The organism is Halopseudomonas sp. MFKK-1, from assembly GCF_027474385.1.
Taxonomy (GTDB): Bacteria; Pseudomonadota; Gammaproteobacteria; order Pseudomonadales; family Pseudomonadaceae; genus Halopseudomonas; species Halopseudomonas aestusnigri.
Genome location: NZ_CP114836.1, coordinates 1,391,258 through 1,417,803, shown reverse-complemented (window position 1 = coordinate 1,417,803; position 26,546 = coordinate 1,391,258). Strand labels below are relative to the sequence as shown.

The window sequence follows — 26,546 nt, the reverse complement described above, 5'->3', positions numbered from 1 at the left end:
CGGGCAGCCTGACGCCTGTCACCTCATTCGCCAGGCTCGTGCAAATAACCTCGACACACCACCGCCAGCTTGTTGCCATCGGGATCGCGCACATAGGCGCTGTAGAAGTCCGGATTATAGTGCTCGCGCAGCGCGGGCTCGCCGTCACTGCTGCCGCCGTTCGCCAGCGCGGCGGCGTGGAAGGCGCGTACCGATTTCCAATCGGGCGCCGCAAAGGCGACCATGACACCATTGCCGACAGATGCGGGCCGCCCATCAAAGGGTTCGCACAGCCAGAGCGCCAGCTCTCGGGCGCCCCGATTCTCGTAGTAGCCCCAGCCGGCCCAACCGTCCCAGTTGGATTCGCCCGGCGTGCGCACGCGCTCGATCCCCAGTGTGGCCATCAGCTCATCGTAAAACCGGACCGCCCGCGGCAGGTTGTTGGTACCCAGCGTGATGTAGGTAAACATGCTCGTCTCTCCACGCGCACCCATGCTGCTCGACATAACCAAGGGCAACGCATCAGGTCATTTTTTAGACATCAATAGATCATTTCGCTATCATGCGCGCCTGCTGAATATTCAGCCCATCACTATGATCATTGCAACTTAGCCAATGATCGACGCGTTTTTTGCCGTTTAATCCAGTTTATCGGCTTACTTTCATGCTCGCGCACTGCCTGTCAGCAGTCAGCCCGATGCGACCTATTGCTTTTGACAAGAAAGATACAGACGATCCGCTATGCCAAAATCCAATCTTCTCGCCGTTACGTCGATCACACCTGATCACTTCGACATCAATCAGCTTAGCCACCAGCGCTTCAAGGTCTACACCGCCAAGCAACTCGACCAGATTCCGCAGCTACAGCAACTGAGCGCAGAACAACGCTTTGAAATGCAGGTGGTCGCCAGCGTCCTGCCGTTCCGGGTCAACCAGTACGTCATTGACGAGCTGATCGACTGGCAAAAGGTACCGACTGACCCCATGTTTCAACTCACCTTCCCGCAGCGCGGCATGCTCAAGCCCGAGCACTACCAGCGGGTTGCCGATGCCATGCGCAACGAGCTTGGTGCCGCTGACCTGAAGGCACTGATCAGCGAGGTCCGCGCCGAGCTGAATCCCCATCCGGCAGGCCAACTGGAACACAACATCCCCAAGCTGGATGGCGAGGTGGTGGAAGGCCTGCAGCACAAGTACCGCGAGACCGTGCTGTTCTTCCCCAGCTCCGGCCAGGTATGCCACAGCTACTGCACCTTCTGCTTTCGCTGGGCCCAGTTTGTCGGCGACAAGGATCTGAAGATTGCTGCCCGTGAGTCCAATCAGCTGCAGGACTACCTGCGCGCGCACCCAGAGGTAACCGACGTACTGGTCACCGGTGGCGACCCGATGGTGATGAAAACCCGTAACCTGCGCGCCTACCTCGAACCGCTGCTCAGCGACGAGTTCGCTCACGTTCGCACCATCCGCATCGGCACCAAGGCGCTGACATTCTGGCCACAGCGCTTCGTCAGTGATGACGATGCCGAGGACCTGCTGGCCCTGTTTGCCGAAATCCAGGCCGCCGGCAAACACTTGGCGCTGATGGCGCACTACAACCACTGGAAGGAGCTGGAACCGGAAGTCGCACGCGAAGCGATTCGCCGGGTCCGCCAGACCGGCGCCCAGATTCGAGCCCAGGGTCCGCTGCTGGCGCATATCAACGATGACGCCAGCGTCTGGGCCCGCCTCTGGCAGACCCAGGTCGAGCTCGGCATCATCCCCTATTACATGTTCGTTGAGCGCGACACCGGGGCCCGCCATTACTTCGAAGTGCCGCTGGTCAAAGCCTGGGAGATTTACCGCGACGCCATGCAGCAGGTATCCGGCATCGCCCGCACCGCGCGCGGTCCTTCCATGAGCTCGCACCCTGGCAAGGTTGAGGTTCAGGGCGTCACCGAGATCAATGGCGAGAAGGTCATCGCACTGCGCATGATTCAGGGCCGCAACCCCGACTGGGTACAGCGCCCATTCTTTGCCAAATATGATGAGCAGGCCACCTGGCTCAACCACCTGCAGCCCGCCTTCGGCGAAGAACGCTTCTTTTTCGACGAATAACACCACGACGCCCGGTGGTTCAGCACAGCGCCGGGCTCTTTTATACTGCGCGCCTCATTTCTGAGGCGCCGCATGAAACCACAACTGATTCCCGCAGCCGACATTGATCGGCTCGATACCTGGCAGAAGTACCGCAAGGGCCTGTGCGACACCTGCAACGCCGGCTGCTGCACCCTGCCGGTCGAGGTTCGCCTGGACGACCTGATTCGCCTGGGACTGGTGGATGAATTCGAGCGCGGCGAGCCACTCAGCCGCATCGCCAAACGCTTGCAGAAGGAGGGTGTGGTCGGGCGCTTTCACCAGAAAAGTGGCATTTTCACGCTCAGTCGCATGAGCAATGACGACTGCCTGTTTCTCGATACCCGCAGCCGCCGCTGCACCGTCTACGACAAACGCCCCGCAACCTGCCGCAACCACCCGCAAATCGGTCCTCGGCCCGGTTTCTGCGCCTACCGCCCCAAACCCTGATAGCTGGACACAAAAAAGGCGCCGACCCAGCGATGGGCCGACGCCTGCTCCTTGAACCCGGAACTTAGTACGGGCAGTTGCCGCGATAATCAGAGATCTGAGAGTCGGAAGTGTGGTTCGGGCCGCAGAGGAACTGCTTGTAGCGGCTGTCTTCATCCAGATGCAGTTTCATCCAGGACACCCCGAACCGGCTCAGTACATCGTTATAGATACTGCCACCATTACCGCAGTAGTGGCTGCCACCGTTGATTTCCACAAAGGCCTTGTCGATGCTGGAAGGCAGGGAATTGTAAAACGGTGAGGCATGCTGGAAGACCGGCGCGATCACATCCGACTCACAGGCAAAGATCAGAGTCGGTGCCTGCGAGCGGCTGGCGTAGTAGCTGGTTGTATCCCAGGGTGCCAGCGGAATGGCTGCCTTGATACGGCCTTCACTGGCAACACGCAGGGTACCGCCACCGCCCATCGACCAGCCAATGACGCCCAGACGATTGGTGTCGATCATGCCGCGAACCGGGCTGGAGCTGCGGCTGTTCTGGCTTACCAGGTAATCCAGTGCGTTGTTGATCTGACGCGCACGGCTCGGCGGCTGATCAAAGCCGGTGTTGGTATCAATAGTCATGACCACGAAACCATAGGACGCCAGTTTCGGGCCCCACCAGTCAATCGAAGACTCGGCAGAAACAAAGCCGGGAATTACAACGACCGCACCCATGGTGCCAGTGGTGCCTGTCGGATAGTAAATGGTGCCGCCACCAAAGCCGCTGACCAGGCTGGAGACACGGCTGGAACGGACGCTGTACTGACCGCGATCGGCTTCGAGGAAGCTGACGGACGGATCCGGACCGCGCTGATAGGCGGAACCACCGCCCGAATCACCCGGATCGGTCGGTGCCGGGTTGTTGGCCAGGGCAGACATCGAGAACAGCAGCGCGCCAGCGCCACAGAGGGCAAGAACGCTTTTCTTGTTAAATGGCATGAGGTGTAGCCTCCATGAATCGTGCGTGGTTTTTGTTGTTGGTACATCACGATCCGGCCTGCGCCGTCTCGGACCTCGGGTTGCCTGAGCGCTACTCTAGCGCCGCTCCCGCCCAACACCAGCACCCATTCAGGTGACTCTCGGGCAAATCCACCCTTTCGGGCGATGGCCGCTCCGGCGGCGGCCAACTAGCATTCTGTCTGCAGAAAACGAATCCCGTTGCCCGCCGCCGGACCTCAGGTTGCCACCCCCGTCCCGCTGCCGCCCCAAACCCCGTCAGGGGTCGCGCAACGAATCCCTGATGCGCTCAATTTCATCAAACAGCCCGGCCATGATCTCCACGCCCCTGGGGTCAAAGTGCTTGCCGGACTGTTCAAGAATGAATGCCTGCGTTTTTTCTACGCTCCAGCCCTGCTTGTAGGGACGAGAACTGCGCAGGGCGTCATAGACGTCACACAGGGCGACAATACGCGCAGAGATGGGAATTTCCTCCCCCTTGAGTCCGGCAGGATATCCGCTGCCATCCCACTTTTCATGGTGATTGAGGGCAATCTCCGCCGCCAACTCCAGCAGCGATGAACGCCCACTGTCAGCCAAAATGGCGTGCCCGATGCGCGCATGCTGCTTCATGATGTCGAATTCTTCAGGCGTCAGCTTGCCCGGTTTGAGCAGAATGTGGTCCGGGATCCCGATCTTGCCGACATCGTGCATGGGTGCAGCCAGCCGTAGCAGCTCGACCCAGGTTTCCGGCGCACCAATTTGCCGGGCCATCAGCGCTGCGGTCTCGCCGATGCGCATGATGTGATTGCCGGTCTCGTTATCCTTGTAGTCAGCTGCCCGCGCCAGCGCCCGGATCACCGCCTGATAGCTGTCGCGCAGCCGAGCGGTACGCTCCTGCACGCGCTCCTCCAGCGCCGCGCGCTCCTGCTCAAGCTGGCGGTGGGCATAACTCAGTTGCAGGCAATTGCGCACCCGCAACAGCAACTCCGGCAGATCAACCGGCTTGGTCAGATAGTCGTTCCCGCCCAGGTCAAGACCGCGGCGGCGACTGGCGGCGTCGCCAAGCGCGGTGACCAGAATCACTTGCTGAGCCGTACGATCGCGCTCACTCAGCGTCTGCAGAATCGCGAAACCGTCCGGCGCCGGCATGTCCAGATCCAGCAGCAACAGATCCCAGGGGTTTTGCTGCAACCACTCGAGGCCGAGCGCCGAATCACTGAAACCATGCACCTGCCCCAGCCCCATAGTCCGCAGGCTTGATTCAAGCAGTCTCAGATTGGCCTGCACATCATCGATCACCACCACCCTGGCCTGCCGAAAAACCTCATTGGGCATCGCCCGTCTCCCCCTTCGTCAACAGCGCACTCACCAGCGCGTCAAGCTCATCGCTATCCACCGGCTTGCGCACCAGGCCCTGACACTCGCTCATCAACTGGGTTACCAGTTCCGAGCCGAGCGTATCGGCCAGCAGCAGCACCGGTGGTACAGGGGCCGGCAGCTGCTGCCGCAGGCGCCTGAGCATCGGCAATGTCGAGGCATCCAGTGCCGCGCTGTCAATCAGCAGCAGCGCGGGAACAGGCTGTCCACCAGCATGATCAAGCAGGGTCACCGCATTGCCGACCTGCAGCTGCGCCCGCTCCGACAGCGCCTGACGTATCTGCTCAATCAACTGCGAATCCGAACTGAGGCAATAAATGAGCGGCCTGTGGCTTGAGGGCAGCGGTTGCACCGAACTGAGCGGCAGCTCCACCCAGAATCGACTGCCCCTGCCCGGCTCACTGTCCACGCCAATCTCTCCGCCCATGGCACGGGTATATTCCCGGCAGATAGACAACCCGATTCCGGTACCCTGAATGGCCGTATTCTCTCGACCCAGGCGCTGGAACGGCTCAAACAGCAGCGCCTGATCCTCGGGCTTGATGCCCATGCCGGTGTCTTCGACTACCAGCCGGAGGCGGCTACCGAGCACCTCACAGTAGAGCCGCACCGCCCCGCCGATACTGTTGTACTTCTTGGCATTCGATAGCAGATTGATCATCACCTGCCGCAGCCGCCGCGGATCAGCCATCACGGTCAACCCTTCAGGTGCAGGCGTTACCTCGAAGGACAGCCCCTGCTCACTGATCGCAAGCCGGACCATCTCGGCGCTTTCACTCATGATCTGCCCCACATCGGTGGGCACCCGCTCGACCCTTCGCGCGTCCACCTGGATCGTCGACCAATCGAGAATGTCGCTGAGCAAGGTGTTGAGGTGCCGGCTGGCGAGCAGGATTTCTTCGACATGCTCCGAGGGCTGGCCCTTCTCCTGACTATCCAGTTCCATCAGCTGGGCAAAACCGAGAATCGCATTCAATGGCGTGCGCAGCTCGTGGCTCATGCTGGAGATAAAGCGGGCCTTGGCCAGGTTGGCTGCTTCTGCTTCGTGGGTAGCCGAGCGCAAGTCACTTTCGATGTGCTTGAGGTCGTCAATATCAACGTGGGTGCCGGCAACCAGCACGATCTGGCCGGTATCCGGATCACGCTCCAGTATCCGTCCGCGGCTCAGCAGCCAGTGATACAGCCCCTGCTCGTCGGCAAAGCGGAACTCGGCGGCGTAGTGGCCACCGCTGCGCAAGGCTAGCTGCTCGGCGTCCCGCACGCGGGCACGATCATCCGGGTGGATACGCAGCTGGAACTGCTCGAATGGGATCAACCCCCGGGGCAAGCCGAAACGCTCGCAGAAGCGTCCGCGCAACTCGATCAGGTTTTCATTAACATGCCACTCCCAGATGCTCTCTGTGGTGCTGTCGAGTACCAGCTCAATACGCTGCTGGGCGTTACGATTGTGCTGTTGGCTTTGCTCCAGTTGCAGGCCTATCTCATGGGTATGCTGCGCCATGCCGTCCAGCTCGGCGATCTCCGAACGCACCGGAGCAGGCCGCCAGCGTTCGGCGCCAATATCGGTCATCATCCGCGAGATACCGTCGATCGGCGCCAGCAGCCGGGCTGTCAAGCCCCGGGCCCGCACCCACAGAAAGGCAAAGAAGACAATGTAGAAGGCCACCAGCCCCGCGATCAGCCACATACCGACGCGGCGATACTCTTCGGCCAACGAGTTGGTCTGGGCGAACAGAGTCTCCTCGTCAACCACCGTCAGCAGCCGCCAGCCAGTCTGCTCAACCCGTTCCCAGCCGACCAGCAGTGCCCGGTCGTTCAGCTTTAACTGCTCAACACCCTGATCACGGGCTTGCAGCACCTCGGCCAGCCCGGCAGTTTCCGTGCGTTGCGCCAGGTTGAAGTCCGCCGGCTTGAAAATCTCGCGGCGAATTGCCTCCTGGTAGGTGTGACTGGTCAGCTCCTGGAGGCCAAAATCCTGCTCTGCCTTCGGTGGCATGGCCATGATATTCATGTCCGAACTGATCAGCATGGCATAGCCATCCCAAGGCACCGGCAGACCATTGATCTCACTCAGGATACCGTCGACGGTTACGTCAATACCCACCACACCCTCGAGAAAATCCCCACGATAGACCGGTGCAATGGCCGACATCATCCAGCCCTGCCCGGCCGGATCGAGATAGACGTCGGTCCATACCACGCCGCGACTGGGATTATGTTCGGCATCGGCCAGATAGTAGAAATTGTAATCCGGGATGACCATATCATGCGGATACTGCTCCGCCGTATGGAACCAGGGGTAGATATGATTGAGGCTGTCCCAGCTGTTGAAGTAGACGCTGGCAATCAGCGGGTTGCTGCGCTGCAGTTCGCGCATGACCGGGTCCAGCGTCGTTAGCCGGCGAACCTTGTCCAGGTCCTGCCGCTCTGGCGCCGTTGCGCCCGAGTAGAAAACCGCAGCGCCGCCGGCATCCCGAGGACTGAACATCACGCCGCTGTCGGTGCGATCGATCTCGACATCAGGTAACGTCATGGGTTTTGCCAGCGCCTCGGCTACCAGATTGCGATAACCATCGGTCAGCGCGGCCAACTGCTCAAGACGGCTGTTGATGACACGCGTCTCAAGCTGCGCGGCGCTGCTCAACTCGGTCAGCGCCGCCTGGCGCAGGTAGGAAGTCTGCTCGTCACGAATGGCCGCGTTGCTGAACAGATAGATGGCAATAAGGGCCGCTTCAACCAGCACCAGCGGAATCAGCGCACTGCGAACAAACGCGCGCCATATCCAGCGCTGCAGCCCAACCCGATTAGTTTCAGCCATCATCCGCCCCCACGGCAGTACGTTACGCAAAATCTGATATCACAATGATATCACTTTGAGTTTTTTGTTTTGCCTTTATAAGCTAGCCATTGGTCGGGCATTGCGCCAACCCCGACCTTTGGACGCAAAAAAACCCGCGCCGGAATCCGGAGCGGGTTTCTTTACCAGCGGCAGCCTTTAGTTCTTGCTGGCGCGCTTGCGGTCGGTTTCGCTGAGCAGCTTCTTGCGCAGACGAATGGACTTCGGCGTTACCTCAACCAGTTCGTCGTCATCGATGAACTCGAGCGCCTGCTCCAGGGTGAACTTGACCGGCGGTACCAGCTGGATGGTCTCATCCTTGCCGGAAGCACGCATGTTGTCGAGCTTCTTGCCCTTGGTCGGGTTGATGACCAGGTCGTTGTCACGGCTGTGAATACCGGCCAGCTGACCTTCATAGATCTCCTGACCAGGCTCCAGGAACAGCTTGCCGCGATCCTGCAGGGTTTCCAGCGAGTAGGTCAGCGCCTTGCCGGTTGCCATGGAGACCAGCACGCCGTTCTGACGGTGGCCCACGTCACCCTGCTTGATCGGCCCGTAGTGACTGAAGGTGCTGGTGATGATGCCGGTACCCGAGGTCATGGTCAGGAAGCTGTTACGGAAGCCGATCAGGCCGCGTGCCGGAACAACATACTCCAGGCGAATACGGCCCTTGCCATCCGGAACCATGTTACCCAGATCACCCTTGCGCAGGCCCATCTGCTCCATGATCGGACCCTGATGCTGCTCTTCAATGTCGATGGTGACATTCTCGTAGGGCTCCTGCTTTTCGCCATCCACTTCCTTGATGACTACCTCAGGACGGGAGATCCCCAACTCAAAGCCTTCACGACGCATGGTTTCAATCAGTACCGACAGGTGCAGCTCGCCACGACCGGAAACTTTGAACTTGTCGGCGCTGTCGCCCTCTTCAACGCGCAGAGCCACGTTGTGCAGCAGTTCCTTTTCCAGACGCTCCTTGATGTTGCGGCTGGTGACGAACTTGCCTTCCTTGCCGGCGAACGGCGAGTCATTGACCTGGAAGGTCATGCTTACGGTCGGCTCGTCGACCGTCAGTGCCGGCATGGCTTCAACGTTCTGCTGGTCGCACAGGGTGTCGGAGATGAACAGCGGATCAAAACCACTGATGCAGACGATGTCGCCAGCCTGCGCTTCTTCCACTTCAACGCGCTGCAGACCGTGGTGCCCCATGATCTTCAGGATACGGCCGTTGCGCTTCTTGCCCTGCGCATCGATAGAGGTGACGGGGGTGTTGGTCTTGACCTTGCCGCGACGGATGCGGCCGATACCGATCACACCCAGGAAGCTGTTGTAGTCCAGCGCCGAGATCTGCATCTGGAACGGACCGTCAAGGTCAACGTCAGGGGACGGCACACGGTCAACGATGGTCTGGAACAGCGGGGTCAGATCCTCGGCCATCTCGTCCGGGTCCATACCCGCGATGCCGTTGATCGCGGAGGCGTAGACGAACGGGAAATCCAGCTGCTCGTCGGTCGCACCCAGGCTGTCAAACAGGTCGAATACCTGATCGATTACCCAGTCAGGGCGAGCGCCCGGACGGTCAATCTTGTTTACCACCACGATCGGACGCAGACCGGCCTGGAAGGCCTTCTGGGTTACGAAGCGGGTTTGCGGCATCGGGCCGTCAACCGCATCAACCAGCAGCAGTACCGAATCAACCATGGACATTACGCGCTCAACCTCGCCACCAAAGTCGGCGTGGCCGGGGGTGTCGACGATGTTGATGTTGTAGCCGTTCCACTTGATGGCGGTGTTCTTCGCCAGAATGGTAATGCCGCGTTCCTTTTCCTGGTCGTTGGAATCCATGATCCGCTCGGAATCCAGTTCCTTACGATCCAGGGTACCGGATTGACGCAGCAGAGCGTCGACCAGCGTGGTTTTGCCGTGGTCAACGTGCGCGATGATGGCGATATTGCGGAGATTCTCGATCACTGTGGGCGTCCTGGGTGATGCGGCGACAGCCGGCATACTGAAAAAAAGAGGGAGGCATTATACAGATATGGGGGTTACAGTGTGTGTTTTTTGTGCAAGCGGGCGCGCGAGCTTCAAGCAGCAAGCCACAAGCTGGAAGCAAAACCGGCTCGCTCTTGACCTCTGAGAGCTTCTTGCAGCGTTGAAGCCAATTAAGAGCCTGACAACCCTTGCCGGCCCTTCTTCCCGGCACGCCCTGTTTTGCTTGTGGCTTGTGGCTTGCGGCTTGCGGCTTGCGGCTTGCGGCTTGCGGCTCAAGCGGTAGCGCGAGCGCTAGCGCTAGCGCTTCGGCCTGAGCACCCGCACATTCCCATATCCCTCATCCAGCAGATACTGGGCATGCAACTGACTCATCACCCCTTTCTCGCAATAGAGCAGATAGGCGCGCGAAGGGTCGAGCTCGGCAAAACGGCTGTTGAGGGTGTAGAACGGAATCGACAGCACCTCGATGCCATCCAGCTGCACTGGGCGCAGTTCCTGTTCGTCGGGGTGACGGATATCGATCACGATCTGCCCGGTCAGCGCCTGCTCGACAATCTCGACCGGAGAACCACCCTCGAGCATCTCGCCCAGCTCGCTGCATTCGCTGTAAACCGCGCTTTCAATGGCCTGCGACAACACCTCGAAGTTGAACGATGCTTCGGCCGCTTCAACCCGCGCCACCGTGGTACGAATGGCCGGACTCACCGAGATAACACCGCAGTACTCAGGCATGCTGCTGGAAAACTCGAGCGTGCCGATGCGGCGGGCAACATCAATAATATCCAGCTTGCTGGTGGTAATCAGCGGACGAATGACCAGCCGCTCGGCCGCCTTGTCGATAACGCTCAGATTCGGCAGCGTCTGGCTGGCAACCTGGGCAATGGCCTCACCGGTGACCAGCGCATCGATACCCAGACGGTAGGCCACACGGTCCGCCGCCCGCAGCATCATGCGCTTGAGCACTACACCCATTTGGCTGTTTTCAACGTTCTGCAGAATCTCGGCGACTACGCCCTCGAACGGAACACTGACAAAGCGCAGGCGATGACTGCTGGCGTAGCGCTCCCAGAGGTAATGGGCAACCTGGCGCACGCCCAGCTCATGGGCACTACCGCCCAGGTTGAAGAACACGAAATGCGGCAGCAGACCGCGCTGGAGCATCTGATAGCTCGCCACAGTGGAGTCGAACCCCCCGGAAAGCAGGCTGAGCACCGGCTCCATGGTGCCCAGCGGGAAGCCGCCCATGCCCTCATGACGCGCCTGGATCAGATATATTTTCTGATCCCGAATCTCCACATGCACTTCTACTTCAGGATCTTTCAGCGACACACCTGCCGCGCCACAGCGGCTGTTAAGCGCGCTGCCAACCTTGATCGCCACGTCCTGCGAGGAGAACGGATGAGTGCCCACCCGCTTGCAGCGCACCGCGAAGGTCTTGCCGCGCAGCTGCTCGCCCACGCTGGACACGCACAGCTCAATCAACTCATCGATGCTGCCAAGCGGATACTCGTGCACCTCGAAGCAGTGCGAAATACCCGGCGTATTGCGCAGACGCTCAATGCAGCGCTGCTGCAGCGCCGCATCAGGCCCCAGATTGACTTCAAGACTGTCCCAGTTCCCGTTGACCCGGGCCTGGGGGTCGACCGCCGACAACACCTTTTTCAGGTTGCCCTTCAATTGTGCGACAAAGCGTTTACGAACCTGGCGGCTCTTGATGGTGATTTCCGGGAAAAATTTGATGATCAGTTTCATGGGGCTGGCGTATCGTGCGCAAAGCGCTGCATTATACGCGCAGCAGGCGCTCGGCGCTCGGCTAACTGCCGCGTGCAACGTGCACCAAGTTGGGTCGCTAGCCACACCAACTGCACCAACAAGGTGCTCCAGAATGGTGCGAACCATCGATTTATGGAGCAGAAGATGTCAAGAATGGGGCTTTCAGCCAATGCTCCGAAATGGCACACCTTTTGCTCACTTGTAATGCAACCGAACGGCGGCCTGTCCGCTAGACGTTATATGAGGCGCCAGACCCGCTGTCTGGCAAAAGATTCCTGTTGGAGGAAACCATGTCGAAAGCGATGCAACTGATCAACGAGCATGACGTGAAGTGGGTAGACCTGCGCTTCACCGATACCAAGGGCAAGCAGCAGCACGTCACCATGCCGGCACGTGATGTCAATGATGACTTCTTCGAAGACGGCAAGATGTTCGACGGCTCCTCGATTGCCGGCTGGAAAGGCATCGAAGCCTCCGACATGATCCTCATGCCCGATGACAGCACTGCCGTTCTGGACCCGTTCACCGAAGAGCCGACGCTGATCATCGTCTGCGACATCATTGAGCCCTCCACCATGCAGGGCTACGAGCGCGACCCGCGCGGTATCGCCAAGCGCGCCGAGGAATACCTGAAGTCCACCGGTATCGGTGACACCGTATTCGTTGGTCCGGAGCCGGAATTCTTCGTATTCGACGAAGTCAAATTCAAGTCCGACATCTCCGGCTCCATGTTCAAGATCTTCTCTGAACAAGCTTCCTGGAACACCGACGCCGATTTCGAGACTGGCAACAAAGGTCATCGTCCTGGCGTCAAGGGCGGCTACTTCCCGGTTCCGCCGGTCGACCACGACCACGAAATCCGTACCGCCATGTGCAACGCACTGGAAGAAATGGGCCTGACCGTTGAAGTTCACCACCACGAAGTGGCAACTGCCGGCCAGAACGAAATCGGCGTGCTGTTCAACACCCTGGTGAAGAAGGCCGACGAAGTACAAACCCTGAAGTACTGCGTGCACAACGTTGCCGACGCGTTCGGCAAGACCGCTACCTTCATGCCGAAGCCGCTGTACGGCGACAACGGTTCCGGTATGCACGTTCACATGTCCATTTCCAAAGACGGCACCAACACCTTCGCTGGCGAAGGCTACTCCGGCCTGTCTGACACCGCCCTGTACTTCATCGGCGGCATCATCAAGCACGGCAAGGCGCTGAACGCGTTCACCAACCCGGCCACCAACTCCTACAAGCGTCTGGTTCCCGGCTTCGAAGCGCCGGTCATGCTGGCCTACTCCGCCCGCAACCGCTCTGCTTCCATCCGTATCCCGTACGTTTCCAGCCCGAAAGCACGCCGCATCGAAGCGCGCTTCCCGGACCCGGCAGCCAACCCCTACCTGTGCTTTGCTGCACTGCTGATGGCCGGCCTGGATGGTATCCAGAACAAGATCCACCCTGGCGATGCAGCCGACAAGAACCTGTACGATCTGCCGCCGGAAGAGTCCGCACAGATCCCGCAGGTTTGCGGCAGCCTGAAGGAAGCACTGGAATCGCTGGATGCAGACCGCGAATTCCTGACCAAGGGCGACGTGTTCACCAACGAGTTCATCGACGCCTACATCGACCTGAAGAGCGCCGAAGAAATCAAGGTTCGCACCTTCGTTCACCCGCTGGAATACGACCTGTACTACAGCGTCTGATCCAGAGACAGGCAACTGTCACAGCAAAAAGGGGCGCCCGGTCGGGCGCCCCTTTTTTACGTCTGTCGCCAAGGCAGACCGGAGCAGTTGCCAGCCCTCCCGGACGGTGCCAGCATGGGGGCATGTCTCAAGGAGAGTACGACAATGCCGCGCACGCTTATCTATGCCCTGTGCAGTGCCCTGATCTTCAGCCAGAGCGCCACCGCCGAGATCTATACCTGGACTGATGCCGAGGGCAATACCGTCTACTCGGACCAACCTTCACCCAATGCCAGACGCATTGAGGTCAGCGCCCCAAACGCAATGGAGCCGCCACGCCCCTCACCATCCTACAATCAGCCCGACGAGAGCAGCAGCAACTCGGCTGCCGCCCAGGGCCGTTACCGGCGACTGGAGATCACCAGCCCTGCCAACGACAGTGCCGTGCGCGCCAATGACGGCAACCTGATTCTCGGCATTGCCATTGATCCTCCCTTGCGCACCGGTGCGCTGCTGCGCGCCCGGGTCGACGGCACCCTGTCAGCACAGGCGCTGCCGGGTTCGGGTCAGACCGAAGCCAGCCTGACCCTGCCGAACCTCGACCGGGGATCGCACCAGATTGAAGCCGTCATCACCAATACCAGCGGCGAGGAACTGAGCGCCAGCAGCCCCATTACCGTGCATGTGCAACGCACCTCGCTCAACCAGCCGGGGAGGATCAACTCACCGAATCAGGCGCCACGGGCACCGGCAGCCCCCACAGCGCCCAACGTACCCAAGCCACCCGCCAGCACCCCGTGACCCTCCTCAGCGCGAATGACGAGCGCACCATTTCGGTGCATACTCGTCGCTCGCGACTCCAATTCGCGCACCGTTGCAATGCGCCTGACCGACAACGCTTAACCCGACGAACGGCTAAAGCCTCTGTCAACGCCAGCCGGCGATAACAAGAAAGCCAGTAAATACAGGGCCTGCGCACGCCCCCGGGCATGGCAGACGCAAGCCGACAAACAAATGGGCAAGCGATTGCCCGCGTCGCCCCGAATGCGCCCCGAATTGGTTCGCTTCTTGCATTTCCCTGCCCAAACGACGGATATAGCCATGCTGCCAGACCGATTTCTACGCCAGATTCTCGATAACCTGACCACAGCGGTACTGCTGCTGGACAGCGACCTGCGCCTGAGCTTCATGAACCCCGCGGCGGAAATGCTGCTCGCTGTCAGCGGGCAAAGGGTGTATCAGCAGCCCGTGCAGGACCTGTTCACCGACAGTGCAGCGGCACTGGACTCACTGCACAACGCAGTCGAGAACGGACACCCCTTCACCAAGCGCGAAGCCCAACTGACCCTCAGCAACGGACAAAGCATGATGGCGGATTACTCGGTCACGCCGATCATAGCCGCCAATCGCAACTGGCTGCTGATGGAGCTGTACCCGCGTGATCGCCTGCTGCGCATCACCAAGGAAGAGGCACAGCTGTCCAAACAGGAAGTAACCAAAGTGCTGGTTCGCGGCCTGGCCCACGAGATCAAGAATCCGCTCGGCGGCATTCGCGGCGCCGCTCAGCTGCTGGCCCGGGAACTACCGGAAGACGGTCTCAAGGACTACACCGACGTCATCATTGAAGAGGCCGACCGCCTGCGTAATCTGGTCGACAGCATGCTTGGCCCGTACCGGCCACCGGCGCTGCGGCCGATCAACATTCACGAGATTACCGAGCGCGTCTGCAGCCTGATCGAGGCCGAAACCCAGGGCGCGCTGCATATCAAGCGCGACTACGATCCAAGTATTCCGGACGTGCAGGCCGACCGCGAGCAACTGATTCAGGCGCTGCTGAATATTGTCCGCAACGCCATGCAGGCACTCGCCGCCAACGGCCCGCTCGAACAGGGCCAGATCACCCTGCGCACCCGGACGCTGCGCCAGTTCACGATCGGCCAGACCCGTTACCGACTGGTGTGCCGGGTCGAAGTCATCGACAACGGCCCCGGCATCCCGGCCGATATTGCCGAAAGCATCTTCTACCCGATGGTCAGCGGTCGCGCCGAGGGTACCGGCCTCGGCCTGTCGATTACCCAGAACATCATCAGCCAGCATCAGGGGCTGATCGAGTGCGACAGCGTACCGGGAGAAACCACTTTCACCCTGTTTCTGCCACTGGAACAGGAGGGAGCCGACTGACATGACCAGCCGCCTCCGAAGAACAACGACAGCTGCCCCGCCGGCAGCTCGATCCTACGCATGCCTGCCTCTGCGCAATGCCTCAACTGCCTGCCGGCTGGACCGGACCTGGAGAACTGCTTTATGACCCGCTCACAGAATCGCGCCGAGAATGTCTGGATCGTTGACGACGATCGCTCCATCCGCTGGGTACTGGAGAAGGCATTGCAACAGGAAGGCATGGATCCGGTCGCCTTCGATAGCGCAGACGCCGCACTGGCGCGCCTGCAGCGCCAGCATCCGGATGTGCTGATCAGCGATATTCGCATGCCCGGCACCAGCGGGCTGGACCTGCTGGCCACCGTGCGCGAGCGCTACCCCAAGCTGCCGGTCATCATCATGACCGCCCATTCCGATCTGGACAGCGCCGTCGCCTCGTACCAGGGCGGCGCGTTCGAATACCTGCCCAAGCCGTTCGACGTGGACGAAGCCGTTGCCCTGGTCCGCCGCGCACTGGCCCACACCCATGAGCAGGAGGCGCAGGAAGAGGAAATCCTGCAGACTCGCACGCCGGAAATCATCGGTGAAGCGCCGGCAATGCAGGAAGTCTTCCGCGCCATCGGTCGCCTGTCGCACTCCAACATCACCGTACTGATCAACGGCGAATCCGGTACCGGTAAAGAACTGGTCGCCCACGCCCTGCACCGCCACAGCCCGCGTGCGCGCAACCCGTTTATTGCGCTGAACATGGCCGCGATTCCGAAGGATCTGATGGAGTCCGAGCTGTTCGGTCACGAGAAAGGCGCGTTCACCGGCGCCGCCGTGCAGCGCCGCGGCCGTTTTGAACAGGCCGACGGCGGTACACTGTTCCTTGACGAGATCGGCGACATGCCCGCCGAGACCCAGACCCGCCTGCTGCGCGTGCTGGCTGACGGTGAGTTCTACCGGGTCGGGGGTCATACCCCGATCAAGGTCGACGTCCGCATCATTGCCGCCACCCACCAGAACCTCGAAGGCCTGGTGCAGGCCGGCAAATTCCGCGAGGACTTGTTCCACCGCCTCAATGTCATCCGCATTCATATTCCCAAGCTGGCCGAACGCCGCGAGGACATCCCGGCGCTGGCACAGCACTTCCTCGCGCGCGCCGCACAGGAACTGGCCGTCGAACCGAAGACCCTCAAGCCGCAAACCCAGGACTATCTGCGCAACCTGCCGTGGCCCGGCAACGTGCGCCAGCTGGAAAATACCTGCCGCTGGATCACCGTCATGGCATCCAGCCGAGAAGTGCTGATCGAGGACCTGCCCCCGGAACTGCTCACCCAGCACCAGGACAGTGCGCCGGACGGCCATTGGGAGCACGGATTGCGCACCTGGGCCGACCAGGAACTGGCCCGTGGCGTGACCAACCTGCTGGATATCGCGGTACCCGCATTCGAGCGCATCATGATCGAAACGGCCCTCAAGCACACCGCCGGCAGACGCCGCGATGCCGCGCAGTTACTGGGCTGGGGCCGCAATACCCTGACCCGCAAGATCAAGGAACTGGGCATGAATGTCGACGGTTCCGACGACGATGAAAGTGAATAACGCACACCCACGGAGAAATTGGCACGCTTGATGCTAAATGACTAATGGGTGTATTTGGGGTGACCTCGGTTCAGGCAGGCTGGGGTCGCCTTTTTTTTGAGCTGCAAGCGGCAAGCCTCAAGCTACAAGCTACAAGCAACCCCAACCCCAAACCCTTCCAGCCTCTAGCCTTCAGACCAACACCAAGGCTCGCAGCACCACGGACTGCTTGCGGCTTGAAGCTTGAAGCTTGAAGCTTGAAGCTTGAACCGGGTAGCCTACCGCTCCGCCCTTGCGTAGCCGCCAGCCATGTTCCATATCGCCCTGCTCGAACCCGAAATCCCGCCGAACACCGGCAACATCATCCGCCTGTGCGCCAATACCGGCTGCCAGTTGCACCTGATAGAGCCGCTCGGTTTTGAGCTGGATGATAAGCGCCTGCGTCGCGCCGGGCTCGATTATCACGAATTCGCGGCCGTGCGCAGTTACCCGGATCTGACCAGTTGTCTGGAACAGGTGCAGCCGAACCGGGTGTTCGCCCTGAGCACCAAAGGCACCCGCTGGTTCAGTGAGCCCGAGTATCAGGCGGGCGACCTGTTCCTGTTCGGGCCGGAGAGCCGCGGCCTGCCGGCAGAGATACGCGAATCCCTGCCAGCCGATCAGGTACTGCGCATCCCGATGCAGGCCAACAGCCGCAGCCTGAACCTCTCGAATAGCGCCGCGATCCTGATCTACGAAGCCTGGCGCCAGCAGGGGTACGACGGCGCGCTGTGAGCGCGCCCAGCCGCAAGCCGCTCAGTGTGTCCCTGACACTGATGCTGCCAAATGATATTTACCGGTTAGAGTGCCCTCGCGGCCCATGAAAAAACCCGCGCGATTCAGCACCGCACGGGTTTTTCTTGTAGCTTGCCGCTTGTGGCTTGTGGCTTGTGGCTTCCCGCCAGGGCCAGCCTGCGGCTGGCGTCAGCGGGTCTTGACCACCACCTTGCCTACCGCCTGACGGGTGCTGAGAATGTTCAGCGCGGCTTCGTACTCGTTCAGCTCGAAGGTCTTGGAAACCAGCGGCTTGAGCTTGCCTTCGCTGTACCAGCGGAACATTTCCTGGAAGTTTTCCAGATTGACCTGCGGCTCGCGGGCAGCAAAGGCACCCCAGAACACACCAACGATGGACGAGCCTTTCAGCAGCGCCAGGTTGACCGGGAACTCCGGAATACGGCCGCTGGCGAAGCCGACAACCAGCAGACGGCCTTTCCAGTTGATGCAGCGCACCGCTTCGTCGAACAGGTCACCACCGACCGGATCATAGATCACATCGGCGCCCTGGCCGTTGGTCAGCTCCTTGACCGCATCCTTGAGGCTGACTTCACTGTAATTGATCAGCTCGTCGGCACCAGCCGCCTTGGCGACTTCCAGCTTTTCAGCACTGGAGGCTGCAGCAATGACGCGCGCGCCCATGGCCTTGCCCAGCTCAACCGCAGCCAGACCCACGCCACCGGAGGCGCCCAGCACCAGCATGGTTTCGCCCGGTTTCAGCTCGCCGCGCTGCTTCAGCGCGTGCATGGAAGTACCATAGGTCATGCTGAAACCGGCGGCGGTGACAAAGTCCATGTCAGCGGGCATCGGCAGCACGCGCATCGCATCGGTTGCCACCTTCTCGGCAAAGCTGCCGAAGCCGGTCAGGCCCATCACACGGTCGCCGACTTTCAGGTGTTTGACGTTCTCGCCAACGCTGGCAACCACACCAGCCGCTTCGCCACCCGGAGAGAACGGAAACGGCGGCTTGACCTGGTACTTGCCTTCGATGATCAGGGTGTCAGGGAAGTTGACGCCGGCAGCATGGATGTCGATGACGACTTCGTTTTTCTTGGCAACCGGATCGGCGGTCTCTTCCAGCACCAGACTGCTGGCAGGACCGTAGGCTTTGCACAGTACCGCTTTCATTGTTGTCTCCTTGGCTAAAGCTGAACATTGACCACAGTCTAGTCGCGAACCGGGCCACAGGGTCAATCACCATGCCCCGAGGTGATAGGTACGCATAAGACCGAAGACACGGGCATTTGGCGCTGAACGGCGGCTCGGCTATCCTGTGCGGACTTTCATGGAGTTTCAACCCGATGCATTGCAAACCGCTGTATGCCCTGCTGCTGGCCCTGACGCTGACAGCTACCCCGGCCCTGGCCGAAGAAGACGCCGCCGCACCGACCGCCCAATACGTCGAACTCAAGCCGTCGTTTGTCGGCACCCTGGGAGGCGGCCCGAAGATTCAGTACCTCAAGGCCGACGTTGCGCTGCGCACCAACGACGCCGCGGCAGTGGAGCGCATCCACTACCATGATGCGCTGATCCGCAACGCACTGGTGTTTCTGTTCAGCGAACAGCTGCCGGAAAACCTGGGAACGCTGGAAGGCAAGGAAGCCCTGCGGGCCAGTGCGCTTGCCGTCGTGCAATCGGTGCTGGAAGAGGAAGAAGGTGCGCCGTTGGTTGACGACCTGCTGTTCACCAACCTGATCGTGCAGTGACGGCAGCAGGGGCTTGCGCCCCTGTGTCTCAGGCCTGCTGGCTCAGATAACGATCCACAAAGGTATCGAAGTCAACATCGTCGGCCGCCTCAATCGCGGCCTGATCGGCCAGTGACGCGGCCGCTTCGGCGGCCAGCCGCGCCTGCGCTTCGGCGTCCAGCGGGCGATTGCGGAAGTACGCATCGTGCTCTTGCGACTGCGCCAGGGCGAAACGGAAGAAACTGTCGCCCTGCTCGGCAATCGCCGCAAGCACCCGGGCCGAGGGCGTCAGGGAAGAGTCCTTGAGCTTGGCACGCTGGATCGCCAGCGCCTCTGCAAACACCGAGCCGCCCTGGGCCTGATCAAACAGCGCAGCGCACCCGGCAATCTCGTCGAGTAGCGCTTCACCCCATTCAGTCAGGCTGCGCTCACGACCGTTGTCGTTCAGCATCAGGCCTGGCTCACGCCCCCGCTTGACCGCCAGACTGAAATTGTTGGCAGCGTGCTCACATTCGCTGTCGCTCAGCTGCGGGCTGTCGCTGATAGCACAGTACAGCAGGAAGCTGTCGAGGAAGCGGGCCGTCGCCGGCTCGATTCCGAGCGGCACGAAGGGGTCGATATCCAGGCAGCGCACCTCGATATACTCGACTCCGCGCTCACGCAGGGCATGCACCGGCTTCTCGCCGCTGTTGGCAACCCGCTTGGGACGGATCGGGCTGTAGAACTCGTTTTCGATCTGCAGCAGATTGGTATTGAGCTGCTGCCACTGGCCGCTGGCGTCGTGGGTACCCAGCGCCGCATAGGGGGCGTAAGGCAGGCTGATTGCGTCCAGCATGCTGCTAATGTAGTTATCGAGGCTGTTGTAGCAGACGTTCAGGCCGGACTGGGCGTTATTGTTATAGCCCAGATCACTCATCCGCAGACTGGTTGCCCAGGGCAGGTAAAGGCTTTGCTCGCCGAGCGGCTGCAGGCGATGATCACGCCCTTGCAGGAAGCTGGCACACACCGCCGGAGAGGCGCCGAACAGGTACATCAGCAACCAGGCGTAGCGGCGGAAATTGCGAATCAGCGCAAAATAACGCTCGGACTGATAGTCCTGCGCGCTGCGGGTGTCGCCCTCCTGTGCCTGCAAAACCTGCCACAGCTGCGGCGGCAGCGAGAAGTTGTAGTGAATGCCGGCGATGCACTGCATGGCCTTGCCGTAACGCACCGCCAGCCCGCGCCGGTAGACGTATTTCAGGGTGCCAACGTTGGAGGTGCCATACCAGGCGATCGGAATCTCCTCGTCGGTGGCTGGCAGACGACAGGGCATGGACTCGGTCCACAGCCGCTCCTCGCCCAGAGCGCTGTAGGTAAAGCGGTGAATTTCGTCCAGCTGGCCGAACAGCTCGTCGATTTGCCGGCTGACCGGGGTGATCAGTTCCAGCAGCGCTTCGGAGTAATCGGTGGTGATCCGTGGATGAGTCAGCGCCGAGCCCAGCGCCGGCGGATGCGGCGTCTGCGCCAGCGTCCCGTCGGCGGAGATGCGCAGACTTTCCTTTTCGATACCGTGCTGACATTCGCTCAGCAATGAGCGGTTCGCGGGTGTCGCCAGCAGGGCGAGGCGTTCACGGAGCAGTGGTGACAAGGCGTCACTCCTCAGGCAATGGATCGACGCATGCCGTCGATCCGTTTGATCAGTATAGAAAGGCCACCGGGGCTCGCTCAGATACGGGCGAAGGTGCCCAGGCACTTGGCTACCAGCACGCCATCCTGCCACACCTCGCCGTCCACGACGATGGTGCGCGTACCGGCATGCATCACCTTGCCGGTGCATTCCAGCACACCGCCGGTGACTGCTCGGGTGTAGTTGATCTTGCACTCGATGGTGGCGGTGCTTTCATGCGGCTCCAGCACGCTGAACGCCGAGGCGCCCATCGCCGAGTCCAGCAGGGTAAACACCACACCGCCATGCACCCGGCCGGTGGAATTGAAGTGCTTGTCGTCGATCGGCAGACGCAGAGTGCACAACCCGCGCTCGATGGCCGCAAACTCGATGCCCACCAGGGCGGTGAACGCGCTGCTGCGCTCGGCAGCAAAGGCGGCCAATGCCGGATGCAATTCGCTCATGGGATCATTTCTTCTTCAGGTTCTTGGCATTGGCAAACAGGTTGGCGAAGGTGCCGCCCGCGTCGGTCGGGCGGGTATTGTTGCCGCCGGCATTACCGCGCGGCGCACTCTGCCGGCCACGATTGCGCTCACCTGGCTGCTGACGCTCACCGGCAGGCTGAGGCTTGTCGTCAAGGCGCATGGTCAGGCTGATGCGCTGGCGCGGGATATCCACCTCGAGCACCTTGACCTTGACGATATCACCGGCCTTGACCACGTCACGCGGGTCCTTGACGAACTGGTGCGAGAGCATGGAGATATGCACCAGACCGTCCTGATGCACGCCGATATCGACGAAGGCACCGAAGTTGGCGACGTTGGTAACCACCCCTTCCAGCGTCATGCCCGGCTTGAGGTCCTTCAGGCTCTCGACCCCTTCCTGAAATTCGGCCGCCTTGAACTCGGGGCGCGGATCGCGACCGGGCTTGTCCAGCTCGCGCAGGATGTCGGTAATGGTCGGGATACCGAAGTGTTCGTCGGTGTAGCGCGCCGGCTCAAGCTTGCGCAGAAACGCCGAGTCGCCAATCAGACCCCGGACATCGCGGCCGGTCTGCTCGGCGATCCGCTCGACCAGCGGATAGGCCTCCGGGTGCACTGCCGAGGCATCCAGCGGGTTATCGCCGTTCATCACACGCAGGAAGCCCGCGGCCTGCTCAAAGGTCTTTTCACCGAGGCGGCTGACCTTGAGCAGCTCGCGACGGTTGCGAAAAGCGCCGTGGCTGTCGCGGTAATCGACGATGTTCTGGGCGATGCTCGGGTTCAGGCCGGAGACCCGGGTCAGCAGCGCCGCGGACGCGGTATTCAGGTCCACCCCAACGGCGTTCACACAGTCCTCGACCACCGCGTCCAGCCCGCGCGCGAGCTTCACCTGGGAGACGTCGTGCTGATACTGGCCAACACCGATCGCCTTGGGCTCGATCTTCACCAGCTCGGCCAGCGGATCCTGCAGGCGACGAGCAATGGACACCGCGCCACGGTAGGTCACGTCTAGATCCGGGAACTCGCGTGCCGCCAGCTCCGACGCCGAGTACACCGACGCACCCGCCTCGGAGACCATCACCTTCTGCATCTTCTGGCCACTGCACAGCTTGATCAGGTCGGCAGCCAGCTTGTCGGTTTCACGCGATGCCGTGCCGTTGCCGACGGCAATCAGGTCAACCTGATGCTTGCTGCACAGCGCTGCCAGGGTTGCCAGCGAGCGGTCCCAGTCATTGCGCGGCGCATGGGGGAAGATGGTGGCGGTGTCGAGCAGCTTGCCGGTAGCATCAACGACTACCGCCTTGACCCCGGTACGCAAGCCCGGGTCGAGCCCGAGGGTAACGCGCGGGCCGGCCGGCGCCGACAGCAGCAGGTCTTTCAGGTTACTGGCGAATACGCGGATCGCCTCGTCTTCGGCGGCTTCTCGCAGCTCGCCCAGTAATTCGGTTTCGAGGTGACCAAGCAGCTTGACCCGCCAGGTCCAGCGCACCACCTCGTTGAGCCAGCGATCAGCGGCGCGTCCCTGATTGACGATGCCAACGGTCTCGGCCACCAGCGCTTCGCAGGGATGCATGGTGCCGGGTGCCGGTTCGGCGTCGCCCAGCTCCAGCGCGATGCTCAATACACCCTCGTTGCGGCCGCGCAGAATCGCCAGCGCGCGGTGGGACGGCACCTTCTTCAGCGGCTCGTCGTATTCGAAATAGTCGGCAAACTTGGCGCCTTCCTGCTCCTTGCCGGCGACCACACGGGACACCACCCGACCGTCGTCACGCAGCGCGCTGCGCAGACGCTCCAGCAGACTGGCGTTCTCGGCAAAGCGCTCCATCAGGATGTACTTGGCCCCGTCCAGAGCGGCCTTGGCGTCCGCTACGCCCTTGTCGGCGTCAACATAACCGGCAGCAGTGCTCTCCGGATCCAGCGTCGGGTCGGCAAACAGCGCGTCAGCCAACGGCTCCAGGCCTGCCTCGATGGCGATCTGGCCCTTGGTACGGCGCTTGGGCTTGTAGGGCAGGTACAGGTCTTCCAGCCGGGTCTTGGTGTCCGCCTCGCGAATGTCGCGTTCCAGCTCGGGGCTCAGCTTGCCCTGTTCGGCAATGCTCGACAGCACCGCAGCACGACGGTCCTCCAGTTCACGCAGATAGCGCAGGCGCTCTTCGAGGTAGCGCAACTGGGTGTCGTCCAGACTGCCGGTTACTTCCTTGCGGTAACGGGCAATAAACGGAACGCTGGCGCCCTCATCCAGCAGGCTGACGGTAGCGGCGACCTGCTCGGGGCGAACCGCCAGTTCGCTGGCGATGCGCGAGGCGATACTCTGCATGGTAGGACACTTCCACTCTTGGCTATGACAGGGCGGGCAGTATACCCGACACAGAGGCTCTGGTCGGCCTTCATAAAGCGGCTGGATGATGGCGCCATAACAGGGTAAAAAGAAACCTCTTGTAACAATGGCCAGCCCGCAAGCTACGGGGGCTGGGTCACAATGCAGGCTCATTCACTCCAATAGGTGATACATGGCTGACGAAGGCGAAAAAATCCTGATTGTCGATGACGATGTGCGGTTGCGGCGGCTGCTCGAGCGCTTTCTCGGCGAGCAGGGCTATCGCGTTCGCGCCGTGGAAGATGTGGCGCAGATGGACCGTCTGCTGGCCCGTGAAATCTACTCGCTGATCGTGCTCGATCTGATGCTGCCCGGCGAAGACGGCATGAGCGCCTGCGCACGCCTGCGGGCCGAGGGCAACACCACGCCGATCATCATGCTGACGGCCAAGGGCGATGAGACCAGCCGGATTCAGGGTCTGGAGATCGGTGCCGACGATTATCTGCCCAAGCCGTTCAATCCGCGCGAGCTGGTTGCCCGCATGAAGGCCGTGCTGCGTCGGCAGGCACCCCAGGTACCGGGCGCCCCGAGCACCGACGACGACCAGGTCACCTTTGGCGAGTTCACCCTCAATCTGGCCACCCGCGAGCTGACCCGCGGCGACGAGGTCAACATGCTGACCACCGGCGAGTTCGCCGTGCTCAAGGCGCTGGTGCGTCATCCGCGCGAGCCGCTGACCCGCGACAAGCTGATGCAGCTGGCTCGCGGCCGGGAGTGGGATGCGCTGGAACGCTCGATCGACGTGCAGATTTCCCGCCTGCGCCGCATGCTTGAGCCCGACCCGTCCAAGCCGCGCTACATCCAGACGGTCTGGGGCGTCGGCTACGTCTTTGTGCCGGACGGCAAGAATACGTGAAGGGCGGCCCCGGCTGGCACCCGCTGCTGCCACGGAGTTTTTTCGGTCGGACCATTCTGCTGGTACTGATGGTCACACTGTTCTCGCAGATCCTCACGCTGCTCTACCTGCTGAGCAACGAGGACCTGCTGGTCGACCGTCAGTACAGTCACGGCACCGCGATGCTGGTCCGCGCCTACTGGGCCAGCGGTCCGGATGCGCGCCGCGATATCGAAGAGATGACCGGCATCCGCATCACGGTGCCCGAGCAGGTCCCGCAGGGGGAAGTGCACTGGCCCTATTCCGGCATTTTTACCCACCAGCTGCGGGACGAACTGGGCGACCAGACCGAGGTACGGGTGCAAACCCAGGACCATCCGGCGGTCTGGATCCACCAGCCGATCTATGGCAACTACTGGCTCAAGGTCCCGCTGTATGCCCATCCCCTGCGCGGCCAACGGGTCTGGCTGGTAGTCACCTGGCTGGTACTGATCGGCATGCTGTCAACAGCCGCTGCCTGGCTGCTGGTCCGTCAGCTCAACCACCCGCTGAAGATGCTTGAGCGCGCGGCCCAGCGTATCGGCCGCGGCGAGAGCGTGCGGCTGCTGGACACCAGCGCGCCAGCGGAGATTTCCGAGGTCTACCGAGCCTTCAACCAGATGTCCCAGGATGTCGAGCAGGCCAACCGCGACCGCACCATGCTGCTGGCCGGCGTGTCCCATGACCTGCGTACGCCATTGACCCGGATGCGCCTGTCGACCGAGCTGCTGTCGGATGCAGAGCCCGAGCTGACTGACGGCATGATTCGCGATATCGAGGACATGGACGCCATCCTCGAACAGTTTATGAGCTACATCCGTGACGGCAGCGCCGAGCCGACTGAGGAAGGTGATATCAACGAGCTGATTCGTGAGGTGGTGGCGCCGTTGAACAGTAACGGCGAGGTCGTGCGACTGTGCCTGGCCGAGGTGCCGCTGCTGACCTTTCGCCGACTGTCACTCAAGCGGGTGCTGATCAACCTGATCGACAATGCACTGGTGCATGGCGGCAAGGGTGTGGAGGTCTGCACCTACGTCAATCGCGTCGGCGCCCAGCGCCAGCTTACGGTCAGCGTGCTGGATCGCGGCCCCGGCGTGGAGATTCTGGAGAACGATGCCCTGTTCAGCCCATTCATCCGGGGCGATCAGGCCCGTTCGACCAAGGGGACCGGCCTGGGCCTGGCCATCGTCAAACGCATTGCCGACAGCCACGGTGCCCGCGTGCAACTGCTGAACCGCGTCGGCGGCGGCACCGAGGCGCGCCTCAGCTTCCCGTTGACCGACTGAACCCGGTCGCTCAAGCTGCCCGGCGCAACAGCCCGGCCTGATCCAGCACCCGCTCCAGTGCCTGCAGGTCGGGAATCAGCAGGTCCTCCGGCTCGTCGCTCAGGCTCACCTGCTGCAATGTCCACTCGGTTGCACCAGCGGTCGCCGTCAGATCGGCACGTTGCAACTTGCGCGCCCGGGGAATGCCCCAGACCCGCAGAGCGATGAAATGCACGCCCGGCGTACCGCCAATGGCGTTGAGAATCAGCGTCCGCGGCTGCACCTGCGGGATTGCCGCAGCCTCGCCCATCAACAGGTCAAGATCGACCATCGGCACCGGCTGATCCCGCCATAGTGTCCACCCGAGAAACCAGTCTGGCCCGCCGCTTGCCTCTTCGCTCAGACGATAACCCACCAGTTCTGCTACCGCCACGTTGGGCAGCAGCAACAGCCGCTCACGCAACGGCACGATCAGACTGTTCAGTGTTTCAAGCGCATCAGACGCCAT

At 61.4% G+C, this 26,546-nt stretch carries 21 protein-coding genes; 10 read left to right on the top strand and 11 right to left on the bottom strand.

Features of this window, described 5'->3' with window-relative positions:
* Positions 1 to 23 precede the first annotated feature (23 nt).
* Positions 24 to 449 (bottom strand): VOC family protein, encoded by a 426-nt coding sequence (locus tag O5O48_RS06470; RefSeq protein ID WP_088276088.1) that lies wholly within the window; start codon positions 447 to 449, stop codon positions 24 to 26.
* Positions 450 to 720: 271 nt separating this feature from the next.
* On the opposite strand from O5O48_RS06470, the gene O5O48_RS06465 reads away from it, so the two are divergent.
* Both O5O48_RS06465 and O5O48_RS06460 read left to right on the top strand, forming a co-directional pair.
* A complete protein-coding gene (locus tag O5O48_RS06465) occupies positions 721 to 2,073 on the top strand; it encodes a KamA family radical SAM protein (RefSeq protein WP_266101865.1) in 1,353 nt (450 codons plus the stop codon).
* 72 nt (positions 2,074 to 2,145) lie between these two features.
* Positions 2,146 to 2,541, top strand: a complete 396-nt coding sequence (locus O5O48_RS06460) for a YkgJ family cysteine cluster protein (protein WP_228247073.1) — start codon at positions 2,146 to 2,148, stop codon at positions 2,539 to 2,541.
* Positions 2,542 to 2,605: 64 nt separating this feature from the next.
* Here O5O48_RS06460 and O5O48_RS06455 read toward each other — a convergent pair whose 3' ends face one another.
* From O5O48_RS06455 to thiI, 5 genes are all read right to left on the bottom strand, one after another.
* Positions 2,606 to 3,520 carry an alpha/beta hydrolase family protein gene (locus O5O48_RS06455; protein ID WP_228247074.1) on the bottom strand — a complete coding sequence of 305 codons (915 nt, stop codon included), beginning with the start codon at positions 3,518 to 3,520 and terminating at the stop codon, positions 2,606 to 2,608.
* Between the two features lie 276 nt (positions 3,521 to 3,796).
* Positions 3,797 to 4,855, bottom strand: a complete 1,059-nt coding sequence (locus tag O5O48_RS06450; protein WP_269688469.1) for a response regulator — start codon at positions 4,853 to 4,855, stop codon at positions 3,797 to 3,799.
* Entirely contained in the window at positions 4,845 to 7,715 is a 2,871-nt protein-coding gene (locus tag O5O48_RS06445) for a sensor histidine kinase (protein ID WP_269688468.1), read from the bottom strand. Before O5O48_RS06445 ends, O5O48_RS06450 begins: the two co-directional genes overlap by 11 nt.
* A 177-nt stretch (positions 7,716 to 7,892) precedes the next feature.
* On the bottom strand, positions 7,893 to 9,704 hold the full coding sequence (gene typA / locus O5O48_RS06440) for a translational GTPase TypA (protein WP_228247077.1): 1,812 nt from the start codon (positions 9,702 to 9,704) through the stop codon (positions 7,893 to 7,895).
* A 318-nt stretch (positions 9,705 to 10,022) separates the two neighbouring features.
* Complete coding sequence (gene thiI, locus O5O48_RS06435) at positions 10,023 to 11,477, bottom strand: tRNA uracil 4-sulfurtransferase ThiI (RefSeq protein ID WP_228247078.1); 1,455 nt, start codon at positions 11,475 to 11,477, stop codon at positions 10,023 to 10,025.
* Between the two features lie 311 nt (positions 11,478 to 11,788).
* Between thiI and glnA the strand changes: the two genes are divergently transcribed.
* The 5 genes from glnA (at position 11,789) to trmL (ending at position 17,671) form a co-directional block, all read left to right on the top strand.
* Positions 11,789 to 13,192 (top strand): glutamate--ammonia ligase, encoded by a 1,404-nt coding sequence (gene glnA, locus O5O48_RS06430; RefSeq protein ID WP_228247079.1) that lies wholly within the window; start codon positions 11,789 to 11,791, stop codon positions 13,190 to 13,192.
* Positions 13,193 to 13,336: 144 nt separating this feature from the next.
* Positions 13,337 to 13,972, top strand: coding sequence for a DUF4124 domain-containing protein (locus tag O5O48_RS06425; RefSeq protein WP_228247080.1), 636 nt, complete (start codon positions 13,337 to 13,339; stop codon positions 13,970 to 13,972).
* Positions 13,973 to 14,272: 300 nt separating this feature from the next.
* Positions 14,273 to 15,352 (top strand): nitrogen regulation protein NR(II), encoded by a 1,080-nt coding sequence (gene glnL, locus O5O48_RS06420; RefSeq protein ID WP_088276079.1) that lies wholly within the window; start codon positions 14,273 to 14,275, stop codon positions 15,350 to 15,352.
* 123 nt (positions 15,353 to 15,475) lie between these two features.
* The gene (gene ntrC / locus O5O48_RS06415) at positions 15,476 to 16,918 is read left to right on the top strand and encodes a nitrogen regulation protein NR(I) (protein ID WP_088276078.1); all 1,443 of its coding nucleotides are present in this window, start codon (positions 15,476 to 15,478) and stop codon (positions 16,916 to 16,918) included.
* A 288-nt stretch (positions 16,919 to 17,206) separates the two neighbouring features.
* Complete coding sequence (trmL, locus tag O5O48_RS06410) at positions 17,207 to 17,671, top strand: tRNA (uridine(34)/cytosine(34)/5-carboxymethylaminomethyluridine(34)-2'-O)-methyltransferase TrmL (RefSeq protein ID WP_088276077.1); 465 nt, start codon at positions 17,207 to 17,209, stop codon at positions 17,669 to 17,671.
* A gap of 189 nt (positions 17,672 to 17,860) precedes the next feature.
* Here the strand turns inward: trmL and O5O48_RS06405 are convergent, their stop codons facing one another.
* Positions 17,861 to 18,838, bottom strand: a complete 978-nt coding sequence (locus O5O48_RS06405; RefSeq protein WP_269688467.1) for an NADPH:quinone oxidoreductase family protein — start codon at positions 18,836 to 18,838, stop codon at positions 17,861 to 17,863.
* A 173-nt stretch (positions 18,839 to 19,011) separates the two neighbouring features.
* On the opposite strand from O5O48_RS06405, the gene O5O48_RS06400 reads away from it, so the two are divergent.
* Positions 19,012 to 19,416 carry a flagellar basal body-associated FliL family protein gene (locus O5O48_RS06400; protein WP_228247082.1) on the top strand — a complete coding sequence of 135 codons (405 nt, stop codon included), beginning with the start codon at positions 19,012 to 19,014 and terminating at the stop codon, positions 19,414 to 19,416.
* Between the two features lie 28 nt (positions 19,417 to 19,444).
* Here the strand turns inward: O5O48_RS06400 and gshA are convergent, their stop codons facing one another.
* From gshA to O5O48_RS06385, 3 genes are all read right to left on the bottom strand, one after another.
* Positions 19,445 to 21,022: a glutamate--cysteine ligase gene (gene gshA, locus O5O48_RS06395; RefSeq protein WP_269688466.1), complete on the bottom strand. Its 1,578-nt coding sequence runs from the start codon at positions 21,020 to 21,022 to the stop codon at positions 19,445 to 19,447.
* A 77-nt stretch (positions 21,023 to 21,099) separates the two neighbouring features.
* Positions 21,100 to 21,504 (bottom strand): PaaI family thioesterase, encoded by a 405-nt coding sequence (locus tag O5O48_RS06390; protein ID WP_088276073.1) that lies wholly within the window; start codon positions 21,502 to 21,504, stop codon positions 21,100 to 21,102.
* A 4-nt stretch (positions 21,505 to 21,508) separates the two neighbouring features.
* Complete coding sequence (locus O5O48_RS06385) at positions 21,509 to 23,839, bottom strand: Tex family protein (RefSeq protein ID WP_228247084.1); 2,331 nt, start codon at positions 23,837 to 23,839, stop codon at positions 21,509 to 21,511.
* A 193-nt stretch (positions 23,840 to 24,032) separates the two neighbouring features.
* Between O5O48_RS06385 and ompR the strand changes: the two genes are divergently transcribed.
* Positions 24,033 to 24,755, top strand: a complete 723-nt coding sequence (gene ompR, locus O5O48_RS06380) for an osmolarity response regulator transcription factor OmpR (RefSeq protein WP_088276071.1) — start codon at positions 24,033 to 24,035, stop codon at positions 24,753 to 24,755.
* A 68-nt stretch (positions 24,756 to 24,823) separates the two neighbouring features.
* Positions 24,824 to 26,059 carry an ATP-binding protein gene (locus O5O48_RS06375; RefSeq protein ID WP_088276153.1) on the top strand — a complete coding sequence of 412 codons (1,236 nt, stop codon included), beginning with the start codon at positions 24,824 to 24,826 and terminating at the stop codon, positions 26,057 to 26,059.
* A 10-nt stretch (positions 26,060 to 26,069) separates the two neighbouring features.
* On the opposite strand, the gene O5O48_RS06370 is transcribed toward O5O48_RS06375, so the two are convergent.
* Complete coding sequence (locus tag O5O48_RS06370; RefSeq protein ID WP_269688465.1) at positions 26,070 to 26,546, bottom strand: chemotaxis protein CheW; 477 nt, start codon at positions 26,544 to 26,546, stop codon at positions 26,070 to 26,072.

Coding starts and splice junctions, on each gene's coding strand:
- ntrC (WP_088276078.1), top strand. CDS start 15,476: ATGACCCGCTCACAGAATCGCGCCGAGAATGTCTGGATCGTTGACGAC.
- O5O48_RS06375 (WP_088276153.1), top strand. CDS start 24,824: ATGGTCACACTGTTCTCGCAGATCCTCACGCTGCTCTACCTGCTGAGC.
- trmL (WP_088276077.1), top strand. CDS start 17,207: ATGTTCCATATCGCCCTGCTCGAACCCGAAATCCCGCCGAACACCGGC.
- O5O48_RS06400 (WP_228247082.1), top strand. CDS start 19,012: ATGCATTGCAAACCGCTGTATGCCCTGCTGCTGGCCCTGACGCTGACA.
- O5O48_RS06425 (WP_228247080.1), top strand. CDS start 13,337: ATGCCGCGCACGCTTATCTATGCCCTGTGCAGTGCCCTGATCTTCAGC.
- O5O48_RS06450 (WP_269688469.1), bottom strand. CDS start 4,855: ATGCCCAATGAGGTTTTTCGGCAGGCCAGGGTGGTGGTGATCGATGAT.
- thiI (WP_228247078.1), bottom strand. CDS start 11,477: ATGAAACTGATCATCAAATTTTTCCCGGAAATCACCATCAAGAGCCGC.
- O5O48_RS06405 (WP_269688467.1), bottom strand. CDS start 18,838: ATGAAAGCGGTACTGTGCAAAGCCTACGGTCCTGCCAGCAGTCTGGTG.
- O5O48_RS06470 (WP_088276088.1), bottom strand. CDS start 449: ATGTTTACCTACATCACGCTGGGTACCAACAACCTGCCGCGGGCGGTC.
- glnL (WP_088276079.1), top strand. CDS start 14,273: ATGCTGCCAGACCGATTTCTACGCCAGATTCTCGATAACCTGACCACA.
- O5O48_RS06390 (WP_088276073.1), bottom strand. CDS start 21,504: ATGAGCGAATTGCATCCGGCATTGGCCGCCTTTGCTGCCGAGCGCAGC.
- O5O48_RS06460 (WP_228247073.1), top strand. CDS start 2,146: ATGAAACCACAACTGATTCCCGCAGCCGACATTGATCGGCTCGATACC.
- O5O48_RS06385 (WP_228247084.1), bottom strand. CDS start 23,839: ATGCAGAGTATCGCCTCGCGCATCGCCAGCGAACTGGCGGTTCGCCCC.
- O5O48_RS06465 (WP_266101865.1), top strand. CDS start 721: ATGCCAAAATCCAATCTTCTCGCCGTTACGTCGATCACACCTGATCAC.
- O5O48_RS06455 (WP_228247074.1), bottom strand. CDS start 3,520: ATGCCATTTAACAAGAAAAGCGTTCTTGCCCTCTGTGGCGCTGGCGCG.
- ompR (WP_088276071.1), top strand. CDS start 24,033: ATGGCTGACGAAGGCGAAAAAATCCTGATTGTCGATGACGATGTGCGG.
- O5O48_RS06445 (WP_269688468.1), bottom strand. CDS start 7,715: ATGGCTGAAACTAATCGGGTTGGGCTGCAGCGCTGGATATGGCGCGCG.
- glnA (WP_228247079.1), top strand. CDS start 11,789: ATGTCGAAAGCGATGCAACTGATCAACGAGCATGACGTGAAGTGGGTA.
- O5O48_RS06370 (WP_269688465.1), bottom strand. CDS start 26,546: ATGGCGTCTGATGCGCTTGAAACACTGAACAGTCTGATCGTGCCGTTG.